This window comes from Micromonospora sp. NPDC049151, assembly GCF_040648395.1.
GTDB lineage: Bacteria > Actinomycetota > Actinomycetes > Mycobacteriales > Micromonosporaceae > Micromonospora.
On sequence record NZ_JBEZDP010000009.1, the window covers coordinates 34,147 to 52,477 of the forward strand.

The window sequence follows — 18,331 nt, forward strand, 5'->3', positions numbered from 1 at the left end:
CCGCCCCGCGTGGCTATGCGCGGGCGGGGGTGCCGAGGGGGTCGGCGAACAACGGGGAGAAGCCCAGTTCGGCGGCGCCGATCAAGGTCGCGTCGTAGCCGAGTGCGGAGACGCGCAGGCGGGCCTTGTCGCGGGAGATGGGCAGCACGTTGGCGGCGATCCGGCTGCGTACGTGCGCCGCCGAGGCGGGGAAGACCTCGCTCAGCGTGCCGCCGAAGATCACCACGCCGGGGTTGAACAAATTGATCACGTTCGCCACGCCGATGCCCAGCCAGTCACCGATGTGCCGCAGCGCGTCCTGGGCTGCGGGTTCGCCCCGCGCGGCGGCGGCGACGACCGCCCGTACCGCCTCGCGCCCCTTCTCCCGCGCCGGGCGGCCCGCGACGTCGAGCAGCGCCCGCTCCCCGACCTCGGCCTCCAGGCACCCGCGCGAGCCGCAGCCGCAGGGCCGCCCCTGGTACGGGTTCACGAGCATGTGCCCCACCTCGGAGGCGTACCCGCCGTCGCCGTCGAGCAGTTCCCCGCCCACGATGATGCCGCCGCCGACACCCACGTCACCGTGCAGGTAGACCAGGTTCTGCACGCCGACGCCGGCCCCGCGCTGATGCTCGGCCAGCGCACCGAGGTGCGCCTCGTTGCCGACCAGGACGGGCAGGCCCAGATCCAGCCGCCGCGCCAGCTCGGCGCCGAACGCCTGGTCCACCCACCCCATGTCCGGTCCGAACCGGACCATCCCGTCGCCCGGCCTGATCATGCCGCAGTAGGAGGCGCCCACGCCCACGCACACCGACCCGGGTGGCGCGGCGTGGTGCAGGGCCCGCCCGAAGTCGGCGAGCACCGAGACCACGGAGTCGAGGTCGGCCCCGGCACGTGGGCGCTCCGCCTCCAGCCGTGCCGACACCACCCCGCCGAGCCCGACGCGGGCGGCCACGAGCCGGTCCACGGCGATGTCGAAGGCCAGGACGTAGACGGTGTCGGAGGCGGGACGCACCACACGCGAGGGACGCCCGGCCCGGCCACTGCCGCCGGCCGTCACCTCGCGGACCAGGCCGGCCGCCGCCAGTTCCGCGGTGAGCCCCATGACCGTGCTGCGGTTGACGCCCATCCAGTCGGCCAGCTCGACCCGCGTCACCGGGCCGGTGAGGTGGACACGCCGCAGCAGCGCGCCGAGGTTGAGCCGGCGGCTGTCCCCCTGCGCGTGCCGGTCTGCTGCCAGACCTTTCAGCATCGACAACTCCGTCGGATGGCGACTGGCTCTCCACGACCGAGGATAGTGGCCACACATCGACCGCTGCCAGCGTGCAGACCGCTCACCCGGCAGCGGGTCCCGCACGCCGGACGGCGAGTGGAACACCACGGGTGCCTCCCGGTTCCGGAGACATCCACGGCGTTCCACCCGCACGGCGAACAGCGCCGGAGAAGGGTTACTCCGCCTCGCGGACCGGGCTCTGCGGCACCACGAGCACCGGCCGGTGCGCGCGGTGCAGGGTGGCCATGGCGACGCTGCCGAGCAGGATCTTGCGGACCGCCGTCCGCCCGCGCGAGCCGACCACCACCAGGCTCGCCTTACGCTCGGTGGCGACCGTGGAGAGCGCCTCGGCCACCGCGCGCCCGGGCGCGCCGCCACCGGCGCGGACCCGCACTGTGGTCACCGGCTGCCCGTCGAGGGTCTCCGGCGTGTCCCCCTCGTCGCCGTCGACGGCGACCAGGACGATCTCCCGCTCGGGGAGGAGACGGCGGGCGGCCGCGAGCGCGGCCTCGGACCCGGTCGAGGCGTCCCAGCCGACCACCACCGGCCCGGCGGCGAGCGCGTCGTGCTCGTCGGTCAGCAGCGGGTGCGGCACCACGAGCACGGGACGCGGGCTGTAGTGCACTGCCATGTCGGAGACGCTGCCGAGCACCGCGCGGGCGCCGCCGAGGCCGCGTGAGCCGAGCAGCAGCACGTCGGCCTGCTTCTCGTCGGCCAGCTCGGCGAGCCGGAGCCCCTCACCGCCGTAGCTGCGGCACACGAGCGGCTCGGCGTCCCAGCCGGCGGCGCGGCCCAGCATCACGCCGACCGCTGTCATCCGGTCGGCCTCCCGGCCGCCCTCGCGCTCGATGGCCTCCACGAACACGTTGATGTTGCGGTTGCCGGTCCAGAGCCGCTTGCGCAGTTCCTCGCTGGCGAACGGGGGTGTCCACAGGTGCCCGATCCACGCGTGCGCGCCGGGGAACAGCAGCGCTCCCGCCTCGATAGCGGCACTGGCGGCCGGAGACCCGTCGTAACCCACCACCACTTGCCTGACCTGCACGTCGCTCACCGCACCAAACCCCTCTCGCCGACGACTTCTCACAAGATCGTATCCGGGCCCGGACCGGGTCCGAGCCGGATCGTCCGGCACGGAAGCATCGGTACGCTGGGCGGATGAGCAGCCCGGACCTGTCGTACCTCCTCGACCACACCAGCCACGTGTTGCGTACGCGGGTGGCGGCGGCGCTCGCCGAGATCGGGCTAACCGCCCGGATGCACTGTGTGCTCGCACATGCGCTGCCCGAGGAGCGTACGCAGATCCAGCTCGCCGAGATGGGCGACATGGACAAGACGACGATGGTGGTGACGGTGGACGCGCTGGAGCGGGCCGGGCTGGCCGAGCGGCGCCCGTCGCGTACCGACCGGCGGGCGCGGATCATCGCGGTGACCGAGGAGGGCGCCCGGGTGGCTGCCCGCAGCCAGGAGATCGTCGACCGGGTGCACGCCGAGACGCTGGCGAGCCTGCCGGACGACGAGCGGGAGGTCTTCCTGCGCGCGCTTCGGCGCCTGACCGCCGGGCACCTGGCCACGCCGGTGCAGAGCCCGAAACCGGCGCGCCGCGCCCGCCAATAGTTCCCCAATAGATTGTCTGCAACGGAACCATCCGTTACGGTCTCTCCTGTCGCACCTCTCGACAGGAGGACTCCATGTCCGCTCCCCGCTCCCGCCGGCTCGCCCTCGGCGTGCTCGCCACCGGCACCCTGATGACCATCCTGGACGGCAGCATCGTCACCGTGGCGATGCCGGCCATCCAGCGCGACCTGCGCTTCTCCCCGGCCGGCCTGAGCTGGGTGGTGAACGCGTACCTGATCGCGTTCGGCAGCCTCCTCCTGCTCGCCGGCCGGCTCGGCGACCTGATCGGGCGCCGGGCGATGTTCCTCGGCGGCACCGCGCTGTTCACCGCCGCCTCCGCGCTGGCCGGGCTGGCGACGAACAGCGCCACGCTCGTCGCGGCCCGCTTCCTCCAGGGCGTCGGCAGCGCGGCGGCGACGGCGGTCAGCCTCGGCATCCTCGTCACGCTCTTTCCCGACGCCGCCGGGCGGGCCCGGGCCTTCGCCGTCTTCGCCTTCACCGGCGCGGCCGGGGCAGCCATCGGACAGGTCGCCGGCGGCCTGCTCACCGACGCGCTGGGCTGGCACTGGATCTTCCTGATCAACCTGCCGATCGGGCTGGCCACCATCGTCCTCGCGGTCCGCACGCTGCCCGCGGACCGTGGTCTGGGCCTGGCCGCCGGAGCCGACGTGGCGGGCGCGCTGCTGGTCACCGCCGGGCTGGTCCTCGGCATCTACACGGTGGTCACCATCGAGCGGTACGGGGTGACGTCGGCGCACACGCTCGGCCTGGGCGCGCTCGCCGTCGCGCTGGTCGCCGGGTTCGTGGCCCGGCAGGCCACCGCGCGCCGCCCGCTCATGCCGCTGCGGCTGCTGCGCTCACGCGGCGTCGCGGTGGCGAACGTGGTGCAGGTCCTCACCGTGGCCGCGACGTTCGCGTTCCAGGTCCTCGTCACGCTCTACCTCCAGCAGGTGCTCGGCTACGACGCCACCCGCACCGGGCTGGCGCTGCTGCCGGCCGCCGTGGTGATCGGCGCGGTGTCGCTCGGCGTCTCGGCCCGGCTCAACGCCCGCTTCGGCGAGCGAGCCGTGCTGACCGCCGGGCTCGTCCTGCTGGTGGCCATGTTCGGGCTGCTGGCCCGGGTGCCGGTGGACGGCCGGTATCTGCCCGACGTGCTGCCGGTGATGCTGCTGGCCGGCGGGTTCGGGCTGGTGCTGCCGGCGCTCACCGCGCTCGGCATGTCCGCCGCCCGCACCGAGGACGCCGGTCTCGCCTCCGGGCTGTTCAACACCACCCAGCAACTCGGGATGGCGTTCGGGGTCGCGGTGCTGTCCACGCTGGCCGCCGCGCGCACCGCGGGCCGGGCCGCGCTCGGCGACGACCGGGCCACGGCACTGACCAGCGGCTTCCACGCGGCGTTCGCGGTCGGCGCGGGGCTCGTGGTGGTCGCCGTCGTGCTCGCGTACGCGCTGCTGCGCCCCCGCACGGCGAAGCGCGCCGACGCCCCGGCCCTTGTGGGGCGAGTCAGCGGGAGGCGCGAGGGCGGGCGCGCAGGTGGGCGCGTTCGCCCTGGCTGCCGAAGAGGCTGAGGAACTCCACCCCCTCGCTGTCGGCGCGGCCGAACCAGTGCGGTACGCGGGTGTCGAACTCGGCCGCCTCACCCGGCACCATCACCAGGTCGTGCTCGCCGAGCACGAGCCGCAGCCGCCCGTTCAGCACGTAGACCCACTCGTACCCCTCGTGGGTCTTCGGCTCGGGCTCGGACCGCCCGCCGGCCGGGATGATCAGCTTGTACGCCTGGATGCCGCCGGCGCGGCGGGTGAGCGGCAGCATGGTCATCCCGTGCGCGGCGACCGGCCGCAGGTGGACGCGCGGGTCGCCGGTGGGTGGGGCGCCGACCAGCTCGTCGAGCGTGACGCCGTGCGCGCGGGCCAGCGGGAGCAGCAGTTCCAGCGTGGGCTTGCGACCGCCGGACTCCAGCCGGGACAGCGTGCTCACCGAGATGCCGGTGGCGGCGGAGAGGTCGGTGAGGGTGGTCTCCCGCTCGCGGCGCAGCGCGCGCAGCCGGGGGCCGACCGCGTCGAGGGCCTGGTCGAGGTCGTCGTCCATGCCTGCCAGTTTGCCACATCAGCAACAGAGTTTGCAGTTCTGCCGGACCCGGTCGCAGGCTGGTCGCGGAGGTGGTCACGATGACCGAGAACTACGAGGTACTGGTGATCGGCGGCGGCGCGGCCGGGCTCAGCGGCGCGCTGATGCTGGCCCGGGCACGCCGGTCGGTGCTGGTGGTGGACGGCGGCGAGCCGCGCAACGCATCCGCCGACGGCGTGCACGCGCTGCTGGGGCACGACGGCGTGCCGCCGGCCGAGCTGCTGGCGCGCGGCCGGGACGAGGTCCGCGGCTACGGCGGGCACCTGACCGAGGGCCGGGTCGAGACGGTGGACCGGGACGGCGACGGGTTCGCGGTGGCGCTCGCCGACGGCCGCCGCTTCCGCGCCGGCCAGGTGCTCGTCACCACCGGCCTGGTCGACGAGCTGCCGGAGGTGCCCGGCCTGCGTGAGCGCTGGGGGCGGGACCTGGTGCACTGCCCGTACTGCCACGGCTGGGAGGTGCGCGAGCAGCCGATCGGGGTGATCGGCACCGGCCCGATGTCGGTGCACCAGACGCTGCTGTTCCGGCAGTGGAGCGACGACGTGGTCTACCTGCGGCACACCGCGCCGCCACTGACCGGCGAACAGGCCGAACAGCTCGCCGCGCGCGGCGTGCCGGTGGTCGAGGGCGAGGTCGCGGCCATCGAGACGGCCGGGGACCGGCTGACCGGGGTACGCCTGCGCGACGGCCGCACGGTCGAGCGTGAGGTGCTCACCGTCGCGCCCCGGATGGTGGCGCGGGCCGGGTTCCTGGCCGGGCTGGGCCTGCGCCCGCAACCGCACCCCAGCGGGATGGGCGAGTACCTGCCGGTCGACGAGTCGGGGCGTACCGACGTCTCCGGGGTGTGGGCGGCGGGCAACGTGACCGACCTGTCGGCGCAGGTCGGGGCCGCCGCGGCGGCGGGCGCCCGGACCGCGGCGATGATCAACGCGGACCTGGTGCAGGCGGAGACCCGCCGGGCGGTCGAGGCGCGGCGGGCCGCGCGGGAGAGTGGGTGACCACTAATCCCCCCTAACCTGACAATTCTTCCCTTAGGTTGAGCCGGAGAGGGCAGCCGAACCGGGGAGACGACGTGAAGAGCTATCCGGCGATCGAGGATCACGGGCTCATCGGCGACCTGCAGACCGCCGCGCTGGTGACCTGCGACGGAACGATCGACTGGTTCTGCGCGCCGCGCTTCGACTCGCCGAGCATCTTCGCCGCGCTGCTGGACAAGGAGAAGGGCGGCTTCTTCCAGATCGCCCCACACGAGGTCCGGTACGTCACCAAGCAGCTCTACCTGCCCGGCACGCCGATCCTGATCACCCGGTTCATCAGCGCGGACGGCGTCGCCGAGGTGATCGACTTCATGCCGGTCACCGGCGAGCGCGTCACCGACTCCCACCGCATCGTGCGCATGGTCAACATGGTGCGCGGCACCATGCGCTTCCGGGTGGAGTGCCGGCCCCGCTTCGACTACGCACGCGAGAGCCACGAGTTGGAGCGGCACCGCAATGGCTACCTGTTCCGCAGCCCGTCGGAGACGCTCGCCTTCAACCCGATCGACCCGGTGCGGCAACTCTGGGCACAGACCGGCGAGATCCGCATGGAGGACGGCGACCTGATCGCGTACGGCACCCTGAAGGAGGGCGACACCGGCGGGGTGGTCCTGGAAACCAGCGGAGAGGAACCCCGGACCATCCCGCCGGAAGAGGTCCAGGGCATGTTCGAGTGGACCCGGGACTACTGGCGGCGCTGGGTCGAACGCTCCCGTTACACCGGCCGCTGGCGGGAGATGGTCGAGCGCTCCGCCATCACGCTCAAGCTCATGACGTACGCGCCGACCGGCGCGATGATCGCCGCGCCGACCGCCGCGCTGCCCGAGCTGGTCGGCGGCACCCGCAACTGGGACTACCGCTACACCTGGGTACGCGACACCTCGTTCTCCGTGCACGCGCTGCTCGGTCTCGGGTTCACCGAGGAGGTCAGCCGGTACATGGACTGGCTCGACGAGCGCATCCGGGAGGCCGGCGACCACCAGGACCCACTGAAGATCATGTACCGGGTCGACGGCTCCTCGGACCTGCACGAGGAGGTGCTCGACCACCTGGAGGGGTACCGGGGCTCGCGGCCGGTGCGGATCGGCAACGGCGCTGCCGACCAGATCCAGCTCGATATCCACGGCGAGGCGCTCTACGCCATGCACCTCGCCGACGAGCAGGGCATCCGTGTGTCGCACCAGGTGTGGAAGAGCACCGTGCGCCTGATCGACTGGGTCTGCCACAACTGGGACCAGCGCGACGCCGGGATCTGGGAGAGCCGCCACCATCCCCGCAACTACACGTTCGGCCGGGTGATGTCCTGGGTGGCGCTGGACCGGGCCATCCGGCTGGCCAGCCGCACCGGCCGGCCCGGGGACATGAGCTGCTGGATCGAGCAGCGCAACCGGATCTACAACCAGGTCATGGCCCGCGGTTTCCACCGGGAACGCGGCAGCTTCGTGCAGGCGTACGACGAGAACGTGCTCGACGCGGCCCTGCTCTACATGCCGGCGGTCGGCTTCGTCACGCCCAGCGACCCGCTGTGGATGTCCACCCTGGAGTCGATCGAACGGGACCTGGTCTCGGACAGCCTGGTCCACCGCTACGACCCGGTCCACTCCCCCGACGGGCTGCCCGGCCACGAGGGCACCTTCAACATGTGCACGTTCTGGTACGTCGAGGCGCTGGCCCGTTCCGGCCGGCTCGACGACGCCCGGCTCACGCTGGAGAAGATGCTCACCTTCAGCAACCACCTGGGCCTCTACGCAGAGGAGATCGCCTCCACCGGTGAGCAGATCGGCAACTACCCGCAGGCGTTCAGCCACCTCGCGCTGATCAACTCGGCGCTGGCGGTGAACGACCTGCTCGACGCCGAGGCCTCCGCCCGCCTCCGCCGGTAATTCCGGTGATCTCCGGCCCGGCCCCGGGTACTGTTGATCGCATGAGGTTCTTCGCCGCTGTCATGAAGCCCTGGTCCCTCCGCTGACGGCGGCAGGGTGACCGGCTTCTTCTGACGTACCAGCTCTGCTCCGCCGTCCTGGCGTTCCCGCCGGGCGGTGTCCTCGCGCTGCCCGGCTCCACGACGAGCCGAAGAGCGGACTGTGCGCAACCTCGACAACATTCCTTCCTCCCCATCCACCTCGGGCGGTTCGCTGCCCGCCGGACACCGGGCGCACGTGCGGGCCGACGGCGTCCGCGTCGTACGCGGCGGCCGGGTCGTGCTGTCCGACGTCAGCGTGACCGTCTCCGCCGCCTCCCGACTGGCCGTCGTCGGCGAGAACGGGCGCGGCAAGACCACGCTGCTGCACGTGCTGGCCGGCCTCCTCGCGCCCGACCAGGGCACCGTGGAACGGCTGGGCACGATCGACGTCGCCCGGCAGAACCTGGAGTCACGGCACGGCGAGACGGTCGGCACGCTGGTCCGGGAGGCGATCCGGGAGTTCGAACGCGCGTTGCGGGCGCTGGACGACGCCACGATCGCGCTCACCGAGGGCCGGGCGGGCGCGGACGACGCGTACGCGACCGCCCTGGACGCGGCGGCCCGCCTGGACGCCTGGGACGCGCAGCGGCGAGTCGACGTGGCGCTGGCCGGCCTGGACGCCTGCCCGGACCGGGACCGGGAGCTGGCCACGCTGTCCGTCGGCCAGCGCTACCGGGTACGCCTGGCGTGCCTGCTGGGAGCGCGGGTCGACCTGCTGATGCTGGACGAGCCGACCAACCACCTCGACGCGGACAGCCTGGCCTTCCTCACCGCGCGGCTGCGCGACCATCCGGGCGGCGTCGTGCTGGTGACCCACGACCGCGCGCTGCTGCGGGACGTCGCCACGGAGTTCCTGGACCTCGACCCCAGCGCCGACGGGCGTCCGCGCCGCTACGCCGGGGACTACGCCGCCTGGCAGGACGGGCGCCGCCGCGACTTCGCGCACTGGGTACGCGACCACGAGGCCCAGCAGGCCGAGCACCAGCGGCTGGCCGACGGGGTACGGGAGGCGCAGGACCGGCTCAGCACCGGCTGGCGCCCGGAGAAGGGGCACGGCAAGCACCAGCGCCAGTCCCGCGCGCCCGGACTGGTCCAGGCGTTGCGACGCCGGCAGGAGGCGCTCGACGCGCACCGCGTCACCGTGCCGCAGCCACCGCAGCCGCTGCGCTGGCCGCCGCTGGACACCCGCCCCGGCCTGCCGATCCTGCGATGCCACGACGTCACGGTGGCCGGGCGCCTGCGTACCCGGGTCACGCTCACGCTCGACGGCGGGGACCGCCTGCTGGTGACCGGACCCAACGGCGCCGGCAAGTCCACGCTGCTCTCCGTGCTGGCCGGCGACCTCACGCCGTCGACCGGGGAGGTCCGGCACCTGTCCGGGGCGCGCGTCGCGTACCTCGGTCAGGAGGTGCCCGACTGGCCACCGGCGCTGCTCGCGCACGACCTGTACGAGCAGCACGTGGGCCGGTTGCGCTCCACCGGGCGTCTCGGCGCCGGCACGACCCTGCCGCTGGGCGCGACGAACCTGCTCGACGCCGAGGCCCGGCGTACCCCCGTCGGCCGAATGTCGCACGGACAGCAACGGCGGTTGAACCTGGCACTGCGCCTGGCCGAACGTCCCGACCTGCTGATCCTCGACGAACCCACGAACCACCTGTCCGCGCCGCTCGTCGACGACCTCACCGCCGCCCTGCTGACGACCAGGGCCGCGGTGGTCGTCGCCACCCACGACCGGCAGATGCTCCACGACCTCGCGGCCTGGCCCACGCTGCCGCTCACCGCCGGCAACGCCGGGCCATCCGGTCACACAGGGTCATGCCTGCCGGAAGATTGATGCCGTCGAGCCGATATGACTGAGAGGAATATTTATGCCTCTCAGTCATATCGCTCGTGCGGACCGGCTTCCCGGGTCCACCCGACGAAGCGGCGGTGCGGTGCGCCGGCCGGCGACCACGAGGTAGGCGCCGAGGTAGAGGGCCAGCGACACCGGCGCGCCGGCGTACTCGGCGCGCCGCTCCCGCCTCCGCATCCACAGTGACGTCCAGGTGCACCATCACCTCGACCAGTGGACATGAACAGTGCTCGCGTCGACTACTCTCCAGCGGAATGCGGCACGGCGGGGTGTCCGCACCCAGGCGAGGCGCACATCGTGCTCGCGACGACAACAGGAGAGCGCTGTGACAGTCCGCGCCACGGGCCGGCCGTTGACCCGACTGGAAGCCGCCCAGGCGCAGGCAGAGCACGTGCTCGGTGCCCGGAAGGCCAAGCGGATCGCGATGTTCGGCAACGGCACGCTGTATGTCAAGGCCGGCACGATGGCGCAGGTCATGTCCTGGCTCATCGACTTCGTGGTGTGCCTGTTCGCTGTCGCGGTAGGTGTCGTCGCCCTGTCCGTGGTGGACCGCGCCGTGCCCCTCTCCGGCGGTGCCCTCGCCGGGGCGGTGCTCGCGTTGTTCGTACTGGTGCCGGTTCTCTACGGCCTCTGCTACGGCAACGGCCGCGCGCTCGGCGCGGTCCTCACCGGCACACAGCTCGTGCGGGTCGAGGACGGCAGCCGGATCGGCGTCAAGGCGTGCTGGGCCATGCTGGTCCGGACGCTGTTCATGCCGGTGCTGTCCGTCGTGCTGGTGGTGAGCGCGTTCAGCACCGGTTCCGCGGATGCGCCCGGTTCGCTCGCGCGGACCAGCATCGACCCGGACGCCACCCGGCGCCTCCACGCCGCGGGCATCCACTGACCCCGCGCTACACCTCATCGCGACGGTCGACGCTGTTCTCGTCCGTCGCCTAGCCTCTCGGGCGTGGAGCACCTGCGCGACCTCGCCATCCGGCTGGCGATGGACGAACCGGTCGGCGAAGCCCTGCCGATGGCGGCTGCTCACGCTCTGACCCGAGGCATCGACTCGCCGGGTCTGCGTGAGCTTGCCGGCCTGTCGAAGGGCCAGTCGCGGGAGGCCGTCGATCTGTTCCGGCAGGCGATGGACGAACTCGGCTCGCCGGTGCCGGACGAGCGCGGCGCTCGGCTGCACCTCATGCGTCAGGCAGCGGCGAGCATCGTTGCGGGAGAGGGTGACGCCCAGGACCTGGCGCACGAGATCTACTGCCAGGCGGCCACATCCCGGTTGCCGGAGCTGCGACCCGTGGCCGATCGCTTTTTCGAGCTGTACGTCGGATGGGGCGCGGCCTTCGACCAGACGGAGGAGGCGACCGCGGCCGCGAAGGCGGCGGCCCAGTCGTTCCTGCACGACCATCCAGCCTGAGCGGCTCCCGAGAGCGAGCCAAACAGCGGTGATCGCGAGGGAGCGGGCCCTTGACCGGCTGCGGACACTGGGGGCAGGCATATGACACCGGGAGGTCGACATGCGCTGGGTGATCCTCGTACTCGTCATCGCGGCCGCCGTGTTCGTCGCCGGCCTGTTGCGTCGTCGTCGGCAGACACGCGTGGACGGCCGCCGGGTACGCGACCTCCGGGCATCCGCCGAGGCCCGCCGCCGGCTCGACGACCACCGGAATCGTTCGGACGGCAGCAACACCGGGAGCGGCGGCGTGGGCGGCTGGAGCTCCTGACCTCGACCGGAACTTCCAGCGCCAGGGCAAGAAGACATCCGTCGGAGCTACCAGGTGGTCCTTCCAGGTCGTCCACCAGATCCATCCGGCCTGCGGTGACGTGCTCGGTGATCGTCGAAGGGGCCCTGGTGACGGACGCGGCGTCCCGCGACGGGACAACCGCCGTGAATTGATTCTGTTACTGTTTCGCCAGGGAAAAGAGGAGCTTCTATAGCCCTTAGTGCGGCTGCGGTGCGCCAACACCGCAGCCGCTGTGTTCCCACGTCAAACCCTCGGAGGTCCCGTGAGTACACAGTCCATCCTACCCGTAACGAGAAGGACAGTGCAGGCCGGGCTCATGGCCGCTGCTCTCGTCGCCGTCGTTGCCGCCCCGGCAGCACCGGCCTCGGCGACGGAGGCCGGGCCCACGGCCTGCGTCGCCGACTCCTACTACTACAACATCTCGAGCTTGGGTAACGATCACGTGCGCGTCGGTCCCGAGCTCTATGTCCGGAACCAGAATCCGACACCCACAAGCGCCTCCTTCACCTCGGAGGTAACCGGCTCGGTCTCCGTTACCGCGAGCTACTCGACTACCATTTCGGGTGGCATCAGCCTTGCGGTGATCAATGCGGACGCCGCAACCACCCTGGGCATCGCCGCTACCTACACCCTGACGGCAAAGGCCGGAATTACCGCCGGTCCGATGACCGTCCCGGCGAACAAGATCCAATGGGCCACCTACGGCGTGAACGTGCGGAAGACCAAGGGAACTTTCGGTCGCGAATACACCAACTGCACGGGTGCGACGACCTCGATCACCCTTGCCAAGCATCCCACCGGTGTCGGCTGGAAGTTGTGGCAGACCTCGATCTGAGCTCGTAGGGTCCAGGCGTCCATTGGGACGCCTGGACCCGAGCGGTTTCGATACACCGGCCGAAAGGGCGTTCACATGTCCAAGCGAACCTTGTCGACTTCGCTCGTCGTCGGCGCGCTGTGCGCCGTGGCGCTTGGCGGATGCACCTCGGCGGGCACCAGGTCGACGGAGACCGCCACGACAACGGGCAGCGCTCCGACGCCGGACACCTCCCGTCGACCCACGCCCCGGCCGGAGCCCATTGTCGGGACCCCGCCCGCCGGAGACGGTCCGACACTTCTGGTCGTCGCGGCCACCACCGGATCACGCACGGTGGGCAAGGCCAGCGTCGCGGTGGGCGATCTGTGGCTGACCGGTCGGTGCGACCACGGCACGTTGAAGCTGCATATTGAGCCGCTGGCTGTCCTGCCAGTGCCGTGTGACGACTTGGCGGGCGCGCCTTTCGCCAATCAAATCGTCATCGACACACCCGCCACGTACCGCATCCGGGTCGAAGCCCCATCCGGCCTCACATGGAACCTGCGGGTGGAACAGTAGTGCTGAAGCTCGCTATCCAGCAGGGCATCGCTCGACCCTACCGCCTGGTCACCACGATGGCGGCTGTCGTCATCGTCATGAGCGGATTCCTCGTCCTGGCTGGAACGTCGGAAAGTCGTCGACTGGCAATCGATCAATTCGTCAGCGCCAACTCCCGAGGAGCGTACGACCTGCTGGTCCGTCCCGCAGGTTCGCGCAGTCGTTCCGAGGTCGAGTCCGGTCTGGTCCGTCCGGGATATCTCATCGGACATGACGGCGGCATCACCCTCGCGCAGTGGAAGGCGGTCAGCTCGATCGCTGGAGTGGACGCCGCCGCTCCAGCAGGGGTGCTCGGGTACATCGGGGTGAACCTGGAGGTACCGATCGCCCTGTCGTCGATCATCGACCGCACCCGCGAGCAGCAAGTGGTCCGGGTTCGACCGTCGACGCTCGCGGATGCCGGCCTCACCAGGGTTGATGATTCCGAGCCCCGCTTCGCGTACGTCACTACCCGCCCCGTGGCGGTTCCCCGTCACATCGTGACAGACGACGGACGCGAGGGCTTCACCACGCCCGACAACCGTCTCCTCTCGCAGGAAGACCTTCTGGACCTCGGCTGCGCGCACGTTCAGGTGCCGTACGTCTATCTTGAGAAGACCGACGCGGGCGATTGGGTTCCCATCTGCGGCACGCAGTTCCTGGCGCCGCAGCCCGGGGTCGACCGAGGCAGTCCGCAGCTGAACATGTCCACGTTTTCGGTCTTCCAAGCTCTGCCGGACGGCCGATACAAGGATTTCACCGGCGTCAACGAACTGCCCGATCCAGTCACGGGCGCTCCCACTGCCCCGGCAGTCGTCACGGATCCGCAGCTCGTCATGACGACTCCGCTGTGGCTGCCGATCGGTGTGATCGATCCGGCCGCCGAAGCCGATCTGGTCGACCTCCCCGCCTCGGTGCGACGCGGACGCTACCTGGCCGGTGGCGTGGGAGAGTCCACGGCGGACTCCGAGCTGATCGTTCAAGCACTCGTCGCCGAACGGCTTCCGCTCGATGAGCGGCTCTTGGTCGAGACCGCGCTGGTGGATGCGGGTGATCTGGTCAAGCGCCCTCCTCGCGAGTTGTTGTCGGAGCTGACCTCGGCTCGCAGTATCCGGAAGGTGACTTCCTCGCACGACCTGGCGGACGTCTACCATTCCCAGGTCTCGCCGGGCAGTGAGGTTCGGCTGGATCGCGGTCTCAAGATCGGCCCGGCCAGCGTCTCGACCGCCCCGGACGGCCGGCAGCAAGGCATACCCGTTTCCGCTGATCCTCCGGCCGCATGGAGCACGGCAGTGTCCGACCATGGCGAACGGGCAACCGGGCGCCGGGCGCTGCAACCGTTGTTGAGCGGGGACGTCGTTTTCCGGTCCGTGGTCGGCCCTGCCTTCCTCGACCCGCAGGACGTCAGGCGTCCCGCGCGCGTTCGTACGGTGGGCACGTTCGAGCCGAACTCAATCCGACAGTTCTCCGAGTTCGCTGCTGTGCCACTCGAGCTGTACGACGCTGGGCTTCCCGCGCTGGCCGACGGTCGGCAGGTCCACCTCGGTCCGAACTCCAACCCGACGAGCTATCTGGCGCTGCCACCGTCGGCCCTGATCTCCGTCGAGAACGCGGTGCGGCTGACAGGACGCGACGACGTCGTGGGGGCACTGCGGGTACGAGTGTCGGACGTCGACGGTGTCGACGGACGCTCCCGCGAGCGGGTCACGCAGGTGGCGGAACAAATCGCGGCTATTCCAGGCCTCGAGGTCGACGTGACCCTCGGTTCCTCGCCTGAGGTGCGGTCGGTCAACCTGCCATCCGGCCAGTTCGGACGGCCACCCGTGCTCCTTGATGAGATGTGGCCCCGAAAGGGCGCCGCCCTGACCGTCGTACGCGCTACTGACGAAAAGACGGTGACACTGTTCGGCCTGGTGACCGTGATGTGCTTCGGGCTCCTCGCCGGCAATATGGTGGCCAACCTGCGAGGTCGCCGCCGGGAGTTGGCCGTCCTCAGCGTCCTCGGCTGGCGTCGGCGTCGGGTCGTGGGCCTCCTGGTCGTCGAGGCGACGATACTCGCTTTTCTGGGGGGCCTCGTCACGCTTGCTCTTGGCGGGGTACTGGTTGCGATCACCGCACTTCACGTGCCTTTGGTCGCGTCGCTTGCCGCACTCGCGATCGTGACTGTGATGACCGCTCTCATCGCGCTCGTTCCGGCGCTCCGCGCGGCCCGTCGTTACCCTTCGCTGGCCCCAGATGTCCGGGCAGTGTCCGTACGCCGGACCCGAGGCCGACCGACGCCAGCAGGCCTCGCCTGGACCAACGCCCTGAGCTCGCCGGGTCGCACCCTTACCGCGGCGACGGCGGTGGCCTTGACGGTGATCGCAGGATCGGCACTGTTGGCGATCAGGAACGATTACGCGGGAACAATCACCGGAAGTCTGCTCGGCAACGAGGTGCAGGCCCGGGTTTCGGGCGCTGACGCAGCCCTGATGGCGATGCTCCTGGCGACGAGCCTGATGACGGTCGCCAATGTCATCTACGTTGGTCTTCGGGAGCGAGCCATGGAGATCAACACCCTGCGAGCAGTGGGCTGGACCGAAAGTTCGATCCGACAGCTCGCGGGCGTCGAAGGGGCGATCATCGGTGGAGCCGGTGCTCTCCTGGGCGCTGTGGGTGCCGTCATCGCCGTGGGATGGCCGCTCGGCGGCGTGTCAGGGGCGACGATCGGCACGGTCGTTGTCTTGGCGGCAGTTGCCGTGGCCTTGACCAGCGCCTGTGGGGCGGTAGCAGCCGCCGCGACGCCGGCACTCTCCGCTGCCACGATGTGTGATGAGGGGTGAGCATGGGATCGGAGGTCTTGCAACCCGACCGGACCGTGTTGTTGACGAACGTCTCCAAGTACTTCGTGTCGGGCGACGTGCATACCACCGCACTGGACAATGTCTCCCTGCGCGTTGATGGTGGCACGTCCCTCGCCGTGACAGGTGCGAGCGGTTCCGGGAAATCGACGCTCCTGCACCTGATCGGAGGTATCGAGAAGGCCAGCGCCGGCACGATTCAGGTGGGTACCCGGCAACTGGCCGCGCTCCGCGCATCAGAGTTGGTGCGGCACCGGCGTTCCGTCGGTTTCGTGTTTCAGCGCTTTAATCTGCTCCCGGCACTCACTGCCGCCGAGAACGTCATGGTCCCGCTGTACGGCACCGGCCTGAAGGCCGCACGTCGCCGGAGCCTCGCATTCGAGGCGCTCGAACAGGTGGGGCTATGTGAACGCGCGGGCGCCCTCCCATCGCAACTGTCTGGGGGCCAGCAGCAACGCGTCGCCATCGCCCGTGCGATCGTCACAGACCCGAGCGTCATTCTGGCGGATGAGCCCACCGGCAATCTCGACAGCGCCAGCGGGGCCATGATTCTGGAACTTCTGACACGCACGTGTCATGAACGTCAGGTAACCCTCCTCATCGTGACGCACGACCATGAGATCGCACGGTCCTGCGCGCAGGTGATCCGCATGGCGGACGGGGCGGTACTGACCGCTCCCTCTCCTGACTGATCACCGGCGCAGGCATCCTGCCGGGGTCAAACGCGGCGCAGGTCCGCCGACGCGGCGTCAAGCGGTTGCTGCGGCGAGCCGGCCAGAAGCGCCGGCTGTTGCCACCGCTGGAGGCAGCCTGAGCAGGTGCATGATCCAATGTCGCGGTGGAACTCACCAAGCAGTTCAGTGAGCGGGAATTCGCTGCGGCGCTGGAGTCATGGGCATGGCTGGATCTCGACGGGAAGGCCGCGCGGTTCACCTCGCTGTTTGGTGATGTGTTCCTTGAGTCTGCCGACGGCGCGCGGTGGTTCCTCGACACCTTCGAAGGGCAGCTCATACGGGGGTGGGGCTCCCGTGCCGACCTGACTGCCGAGCTGGACACCGAGGATGGCCAGGACCGGTATCTTCTGGCCCCCTCGCCATGGGCGCATACCAGCGGCGCGGGCTCCACCTGGACGCCAGTCAGATCTACGCCTACGCGCCACCGCCGATCGTCACGGGAAGCTTCGACGTCGATCGGATTGAGGTGTTCGGCTTCGTCGCAGTGGTCAACACCACCGGTCAGCTCCACAGACAGCTACGGAACGAGCCCACCTAGGAGCTGAGGGCCGGCCGGTAGTGCCCACCACGACCGACATCCTGTCGCCGCTGGCTTGCTGGATTCTGTTGCACATCACCTCGCGGAGCTGCGTCGACATCAACTGTCGGATCGCATCGCCGGCGGCCGTTCCGGATTGAACGTGCGTTCGATGGAACAGGGCCAGACGCCTTGTGCTGGCGAACGGCGGCTCAGCCTCTCAGCCGGTGACAAGCGAGGCGCCCTCTTCTAGGTAGGCGGTACGAGCCCGCATGCTTGCTCGTAGAGCTTCGATCCGATCTTCTGGAGGCAGAACGCCTGTTCGGCACGACCTGGCCGCTCGAAGCCACCGCGTACGCCGACGACCAGGACGCCGAACACCGGCCGGGCAACGCCCGGCAGTGACGGCTCGGCTCACAGGTGCGGTCGATGCCGGTAGCGGTTATTGAAAGGCGTCGCCGGACCTTCGGACCCTAGAGTGACGCTCATGTCGGGCCGCCGGGAACGCATGCGCCGGGAGCTGGGCGGCTTCCTCAAGGAGTACGGCCGCAGCTCTCGGTCTCGCAACGGGATGAATCCGAACGACCGTCACTACAGCCGCAAGTTGGAGACCCAGATCAAGCGGATGCGTCCCGAGGATCTGGACCGCCTGATGCGAGACGATGACGAGGACCAGTAGCACCGGGCCGTCCGCCGGGGAGGTAGCGTGCCTTCGCTGTTCTCCTCGCCGGCCCGAAGGACGCTCATGGACGACCGCATCGACCCGATCGAGATCATCGCTCGGGTGTCAGAACAGCAGGGCAAGCACCGCGCCTTCGAGGTGTGGCTCTACAGAGCCGACAAGGAGGGTTGGTCGGTGACTGTGGAGTCGACCTCGCTGGATCAACCGGGCGACGAGTGCGGTGTCGTGAACGTGGAGGGTCTGAGGTACCGGATCCGCCACACCAAGAGAGTCCGGCGAGAAGTCATCATTGTCCCTCCGGGCCGGCACTTGATCACTGCGCCCCTGAACCCGGCACGGGCCGAGGCGGACGGCCTCCGGCAGACATGGCAGTTCCACCACGCCGCGTGGGCCGAACCGATCGTCGAGGACGACTGACGCAGCCCTCAGGCACCGCCGCTGTACGGCGCTGCCGTCGCCGCCCGCTGCCCGAGGAACTCGCAAGAAGCAAGCAGAGGTTCAAGATTGCCTGCTAGTGGTCTTCATCGCTGACGAGGCTGCGCTCCGCGGCACCGTCACCGAAGGTCTCCTCCAGCACCGGAGACCAGAAGGCG

The 18,331-nt window shown here is 70.3% G+C and carries 18 protein-coding genes; 15 read left to right on the forward strand and 3 right to left on the reverse strand.

The features are described 5' to 3' along the window. Positions 1–13 precede the first annotated feature (13 nt). Both AB0B20_RS12860 and AB0B20_RS12865 read right to left on the reverse strand, forming a co-directional pair. Complete coding sequence (locus AB0B20_RS12860; RefSeq protein WP_357389139.1) at positions 14–1,228, reverse strand: ROK family transcriptional regulator; 1,215 nt, start codon at positions 1,226–1,228, stop codon at positions 14–16. A gap of 196 nt (positions 1,229–1,424) precedes the next feature. Continuing rightward, on the reverse strand, positions 1,425–2,300 hold the full coding sequence (locus AB0B20_RS12865; RefSeq protein ID WP_357389141.1) for a universal stress protein: 876 nt from the start codon (positions 2,298–2,300) through the stop codon (positions 1,425–1,427). Positions 2,301–2,404: 104 nt separating this feature from the next. Between AB0B20_RS12865 and AB0B20_RS12870 the strand changes: the two genes are divergently transcribed. Together AB0B20_RS12870 and AB0B20_RS12875 are read left to right on the forward strand one after the other, a co-directional pair. After that, positions 2,405–2,863, forward strand: a complete 459-nt coding sequence (locus AB0B20_RS12870) for a MarR family winged helix-turn-helix transcriptional regulator (protein ID WP_357389143.1) — start codon at positions 2,405–2,407, stop codon at positions 2,861–2,863. Between the two features lie 74 nt (positions 2,864–2,937). Then, positions 2,938–4,431, forward strand: a complete 1,494-nt coding sequence (locus tag AB0B20_RS12875) for an MFS transporter (protein WP_357470427.1) — start codon at positions 2,938–2,940, stop codon at positions 4,429–4,431. On the opposite strand, the gene AB0B20_RS12880 is transcribed toward AB0B20_RS12875, so the two are convergent. Beyond that, positions 4,367–4,951, reverse strand: coding sequence for an XRE family transcriptional regulator (locus AB0B20_RS12880; RefSeq protein WP_357389147.1), 585 nt, complete (start codon positions 4,949–4,951; stop codon positions 4,367–4,369). The two genes, AB0B20_RS12875 and AB0B20_RS12880, sit on opposite strands and share 65 nt — an antisense overlap. An 80-nt stretch (positions 4,952–5,031) precedes the next feature. On the opposite strand from AB0B20_RS12880, the gene AB0B20_RS12885 reads away from it, so the two are divergent. The 13 genes from AB0B20_RS12885 (at position 5,032) to AB0B20_RS12945 (ending at position 18,155) form a co-directional block, all read left to right on the forward strand. Next, a complete protein-coding gene (locus AB0B20_RS12885) occupies positions 5,032–5,988 on the forward strand; it encodes an NAD(P)/FAD-dependent oxidoreductase (RefSeq protein ID WP_357389149.1) in 957 nt (318 codons plus the stop codon). A 74-nt stretch (positions 5,989–6,062) separates the two neighbouring features. Next, on the forward strand, positions 6,063–7,910 hold the full coding sequence (locus tag AB0B20_RS12890; RefSeq protein ID WP_357389151.1) for a glycoside hydrolase family 15 protein: 1,848 nt from the start codon (positions 6,063–6,065) through the stop codon (positions 7,908–7,910). A gap of 201 nt (positions 7,911–8,111) precedes the next feature. Beyond that, entirely contained in the window at positions 8,112–9,824 is a 1,713-nt protein-coding gene (locus AB0B20_RS12895; RefSeq protein ID WP_357470430.1) for an ABC-F family ATP-binding cassette domain-containing protein, read from the forward strand. A 343-nt stretch (positions 9,825–10,167) separates the two neighbouring features. Further along, the gene (locus AB0B20_RS12900) at positions 10,168–10,725 is read left to right on the forward strand and encodes a hypothetical protein (RefSeq protein WP_357470433.1); all 558 of its coding nucleotides are present in this window, start codon (positions 10,168–10,170) and stop codon (positions 10,723–10,725) included. A gap of 63 nt (positions 10,726–10,788) precedes the next feature. Then, positions 10,789–11,247 carry a hypothetical protein gene (locus AB0B20_RS12905; RefSeq protein ID WP_357470436.1) on the forward strand — a complete coding sequence of 153 codons (459 nt, stop codon included), beginning with the start codon at positions 10,789–10,791 and terminating at the stop codon, positions 11,245–11,247. 100 nt (positions 11,248–11,347) lie between these two features. After that, entirely contained in the window at positions 11,348–11,554 is a 207-nt protein-coding gene (locus AB0B20_RS12910) for a hypothetical protein (RefSeq protein WP_357389159.1), read from the forward strand. A gap of 322 nt (positions 11,555–11,876) precedes the next feature. Then, on the forward strand, positions 11,877–12,410 hold the full coding sequence (locus AB0B20_RS12915; RefSeq protein WP_357389161.1) for a hypothetical protein: 534 nt from the start codon (positions 11,877–11,879) through the stop codon (positions 12,408–12,410). Positions 12,411–12,485: 75 nt separating this feature from the next. Further along, positions 12,486–12,947: a hypothetical protein gene (locus AB0B20_RS12920; RefSeq protein WP_357389163.1), complete on the forward strand. Its 462-nt coding sequence runs from the start codon at positions 12,486–12,488 to the stop codon at positions 12,945–12,947. Beyond that, positions 12,947–15,787 carry an FtsX-like permease family protein gene (locus tag AB0B20_RS12925; RefSeq protein ID WP_357470439.1) on the forward strand — a complete coding sequence of 947 codons (2,841 nt, stop codon included), beginning with the start codon at positions 12,947–12,949 and terminating at the stop codon, positions 15,785–15,787. The genes AB0B20_RS12920 and AB0B20_RS12925 overlap by 1 nt, the downstream gene beginning before the upstream one ends. Positions 15,788–15,789: 2 nt before the next feature. Further along, on the forward strand, positions 15,790–16,497 hold the full coding sequence (locus AB0B20_RS12930) for an ABC transporter ATP-binding protein (RefSeq protein ID WP_357389167.1): 708 nt from the start codon (positions 15,790–15,792) through the stop codon (positions 16,495–16,497). A 146-nt stretch (positions 16,498–16,643) separates the two neighbouring features. Continuing rightward, positions 16,644–17,084: a hypothetical protein gene (locus tag AB0B20_RS12935; protein ID WP_357470442.1), complete on the forward strand. Its 441-nt coding sequence runs from the start codon at positions 16,644–16,646 to the stop codon at positions 17,082–17,084. Between the two features lie 459 nt (positions 17,085–17,543). Further along, positions 17,544–17,735: a hypothetical protein gene (locus tag AB0B20_RS12940; RefSeq protein WP_357389173.1), complete on the forward strand. Its 192-nt coding sequence runs from the start codon at positions 17,544–17,546 to the stop codon at positions 17,733–17,735. A gap of 66 nt (positions 17,736–17,801) precedes the next feature. After that, the gene (locus AB0B20_RS12945; protein ID WP_357389175.1) at positions 17,802–18,155 is read left to right on the forward strand and encodes a hypothetical protein; all 354 of its coding nucleotides are present in this window, start codon (positions 17,802–17,804) and stop codon (positions 18,153–18,155) included. Positions 18,156–18,331 lie beyond the last annotated feature (176 nt).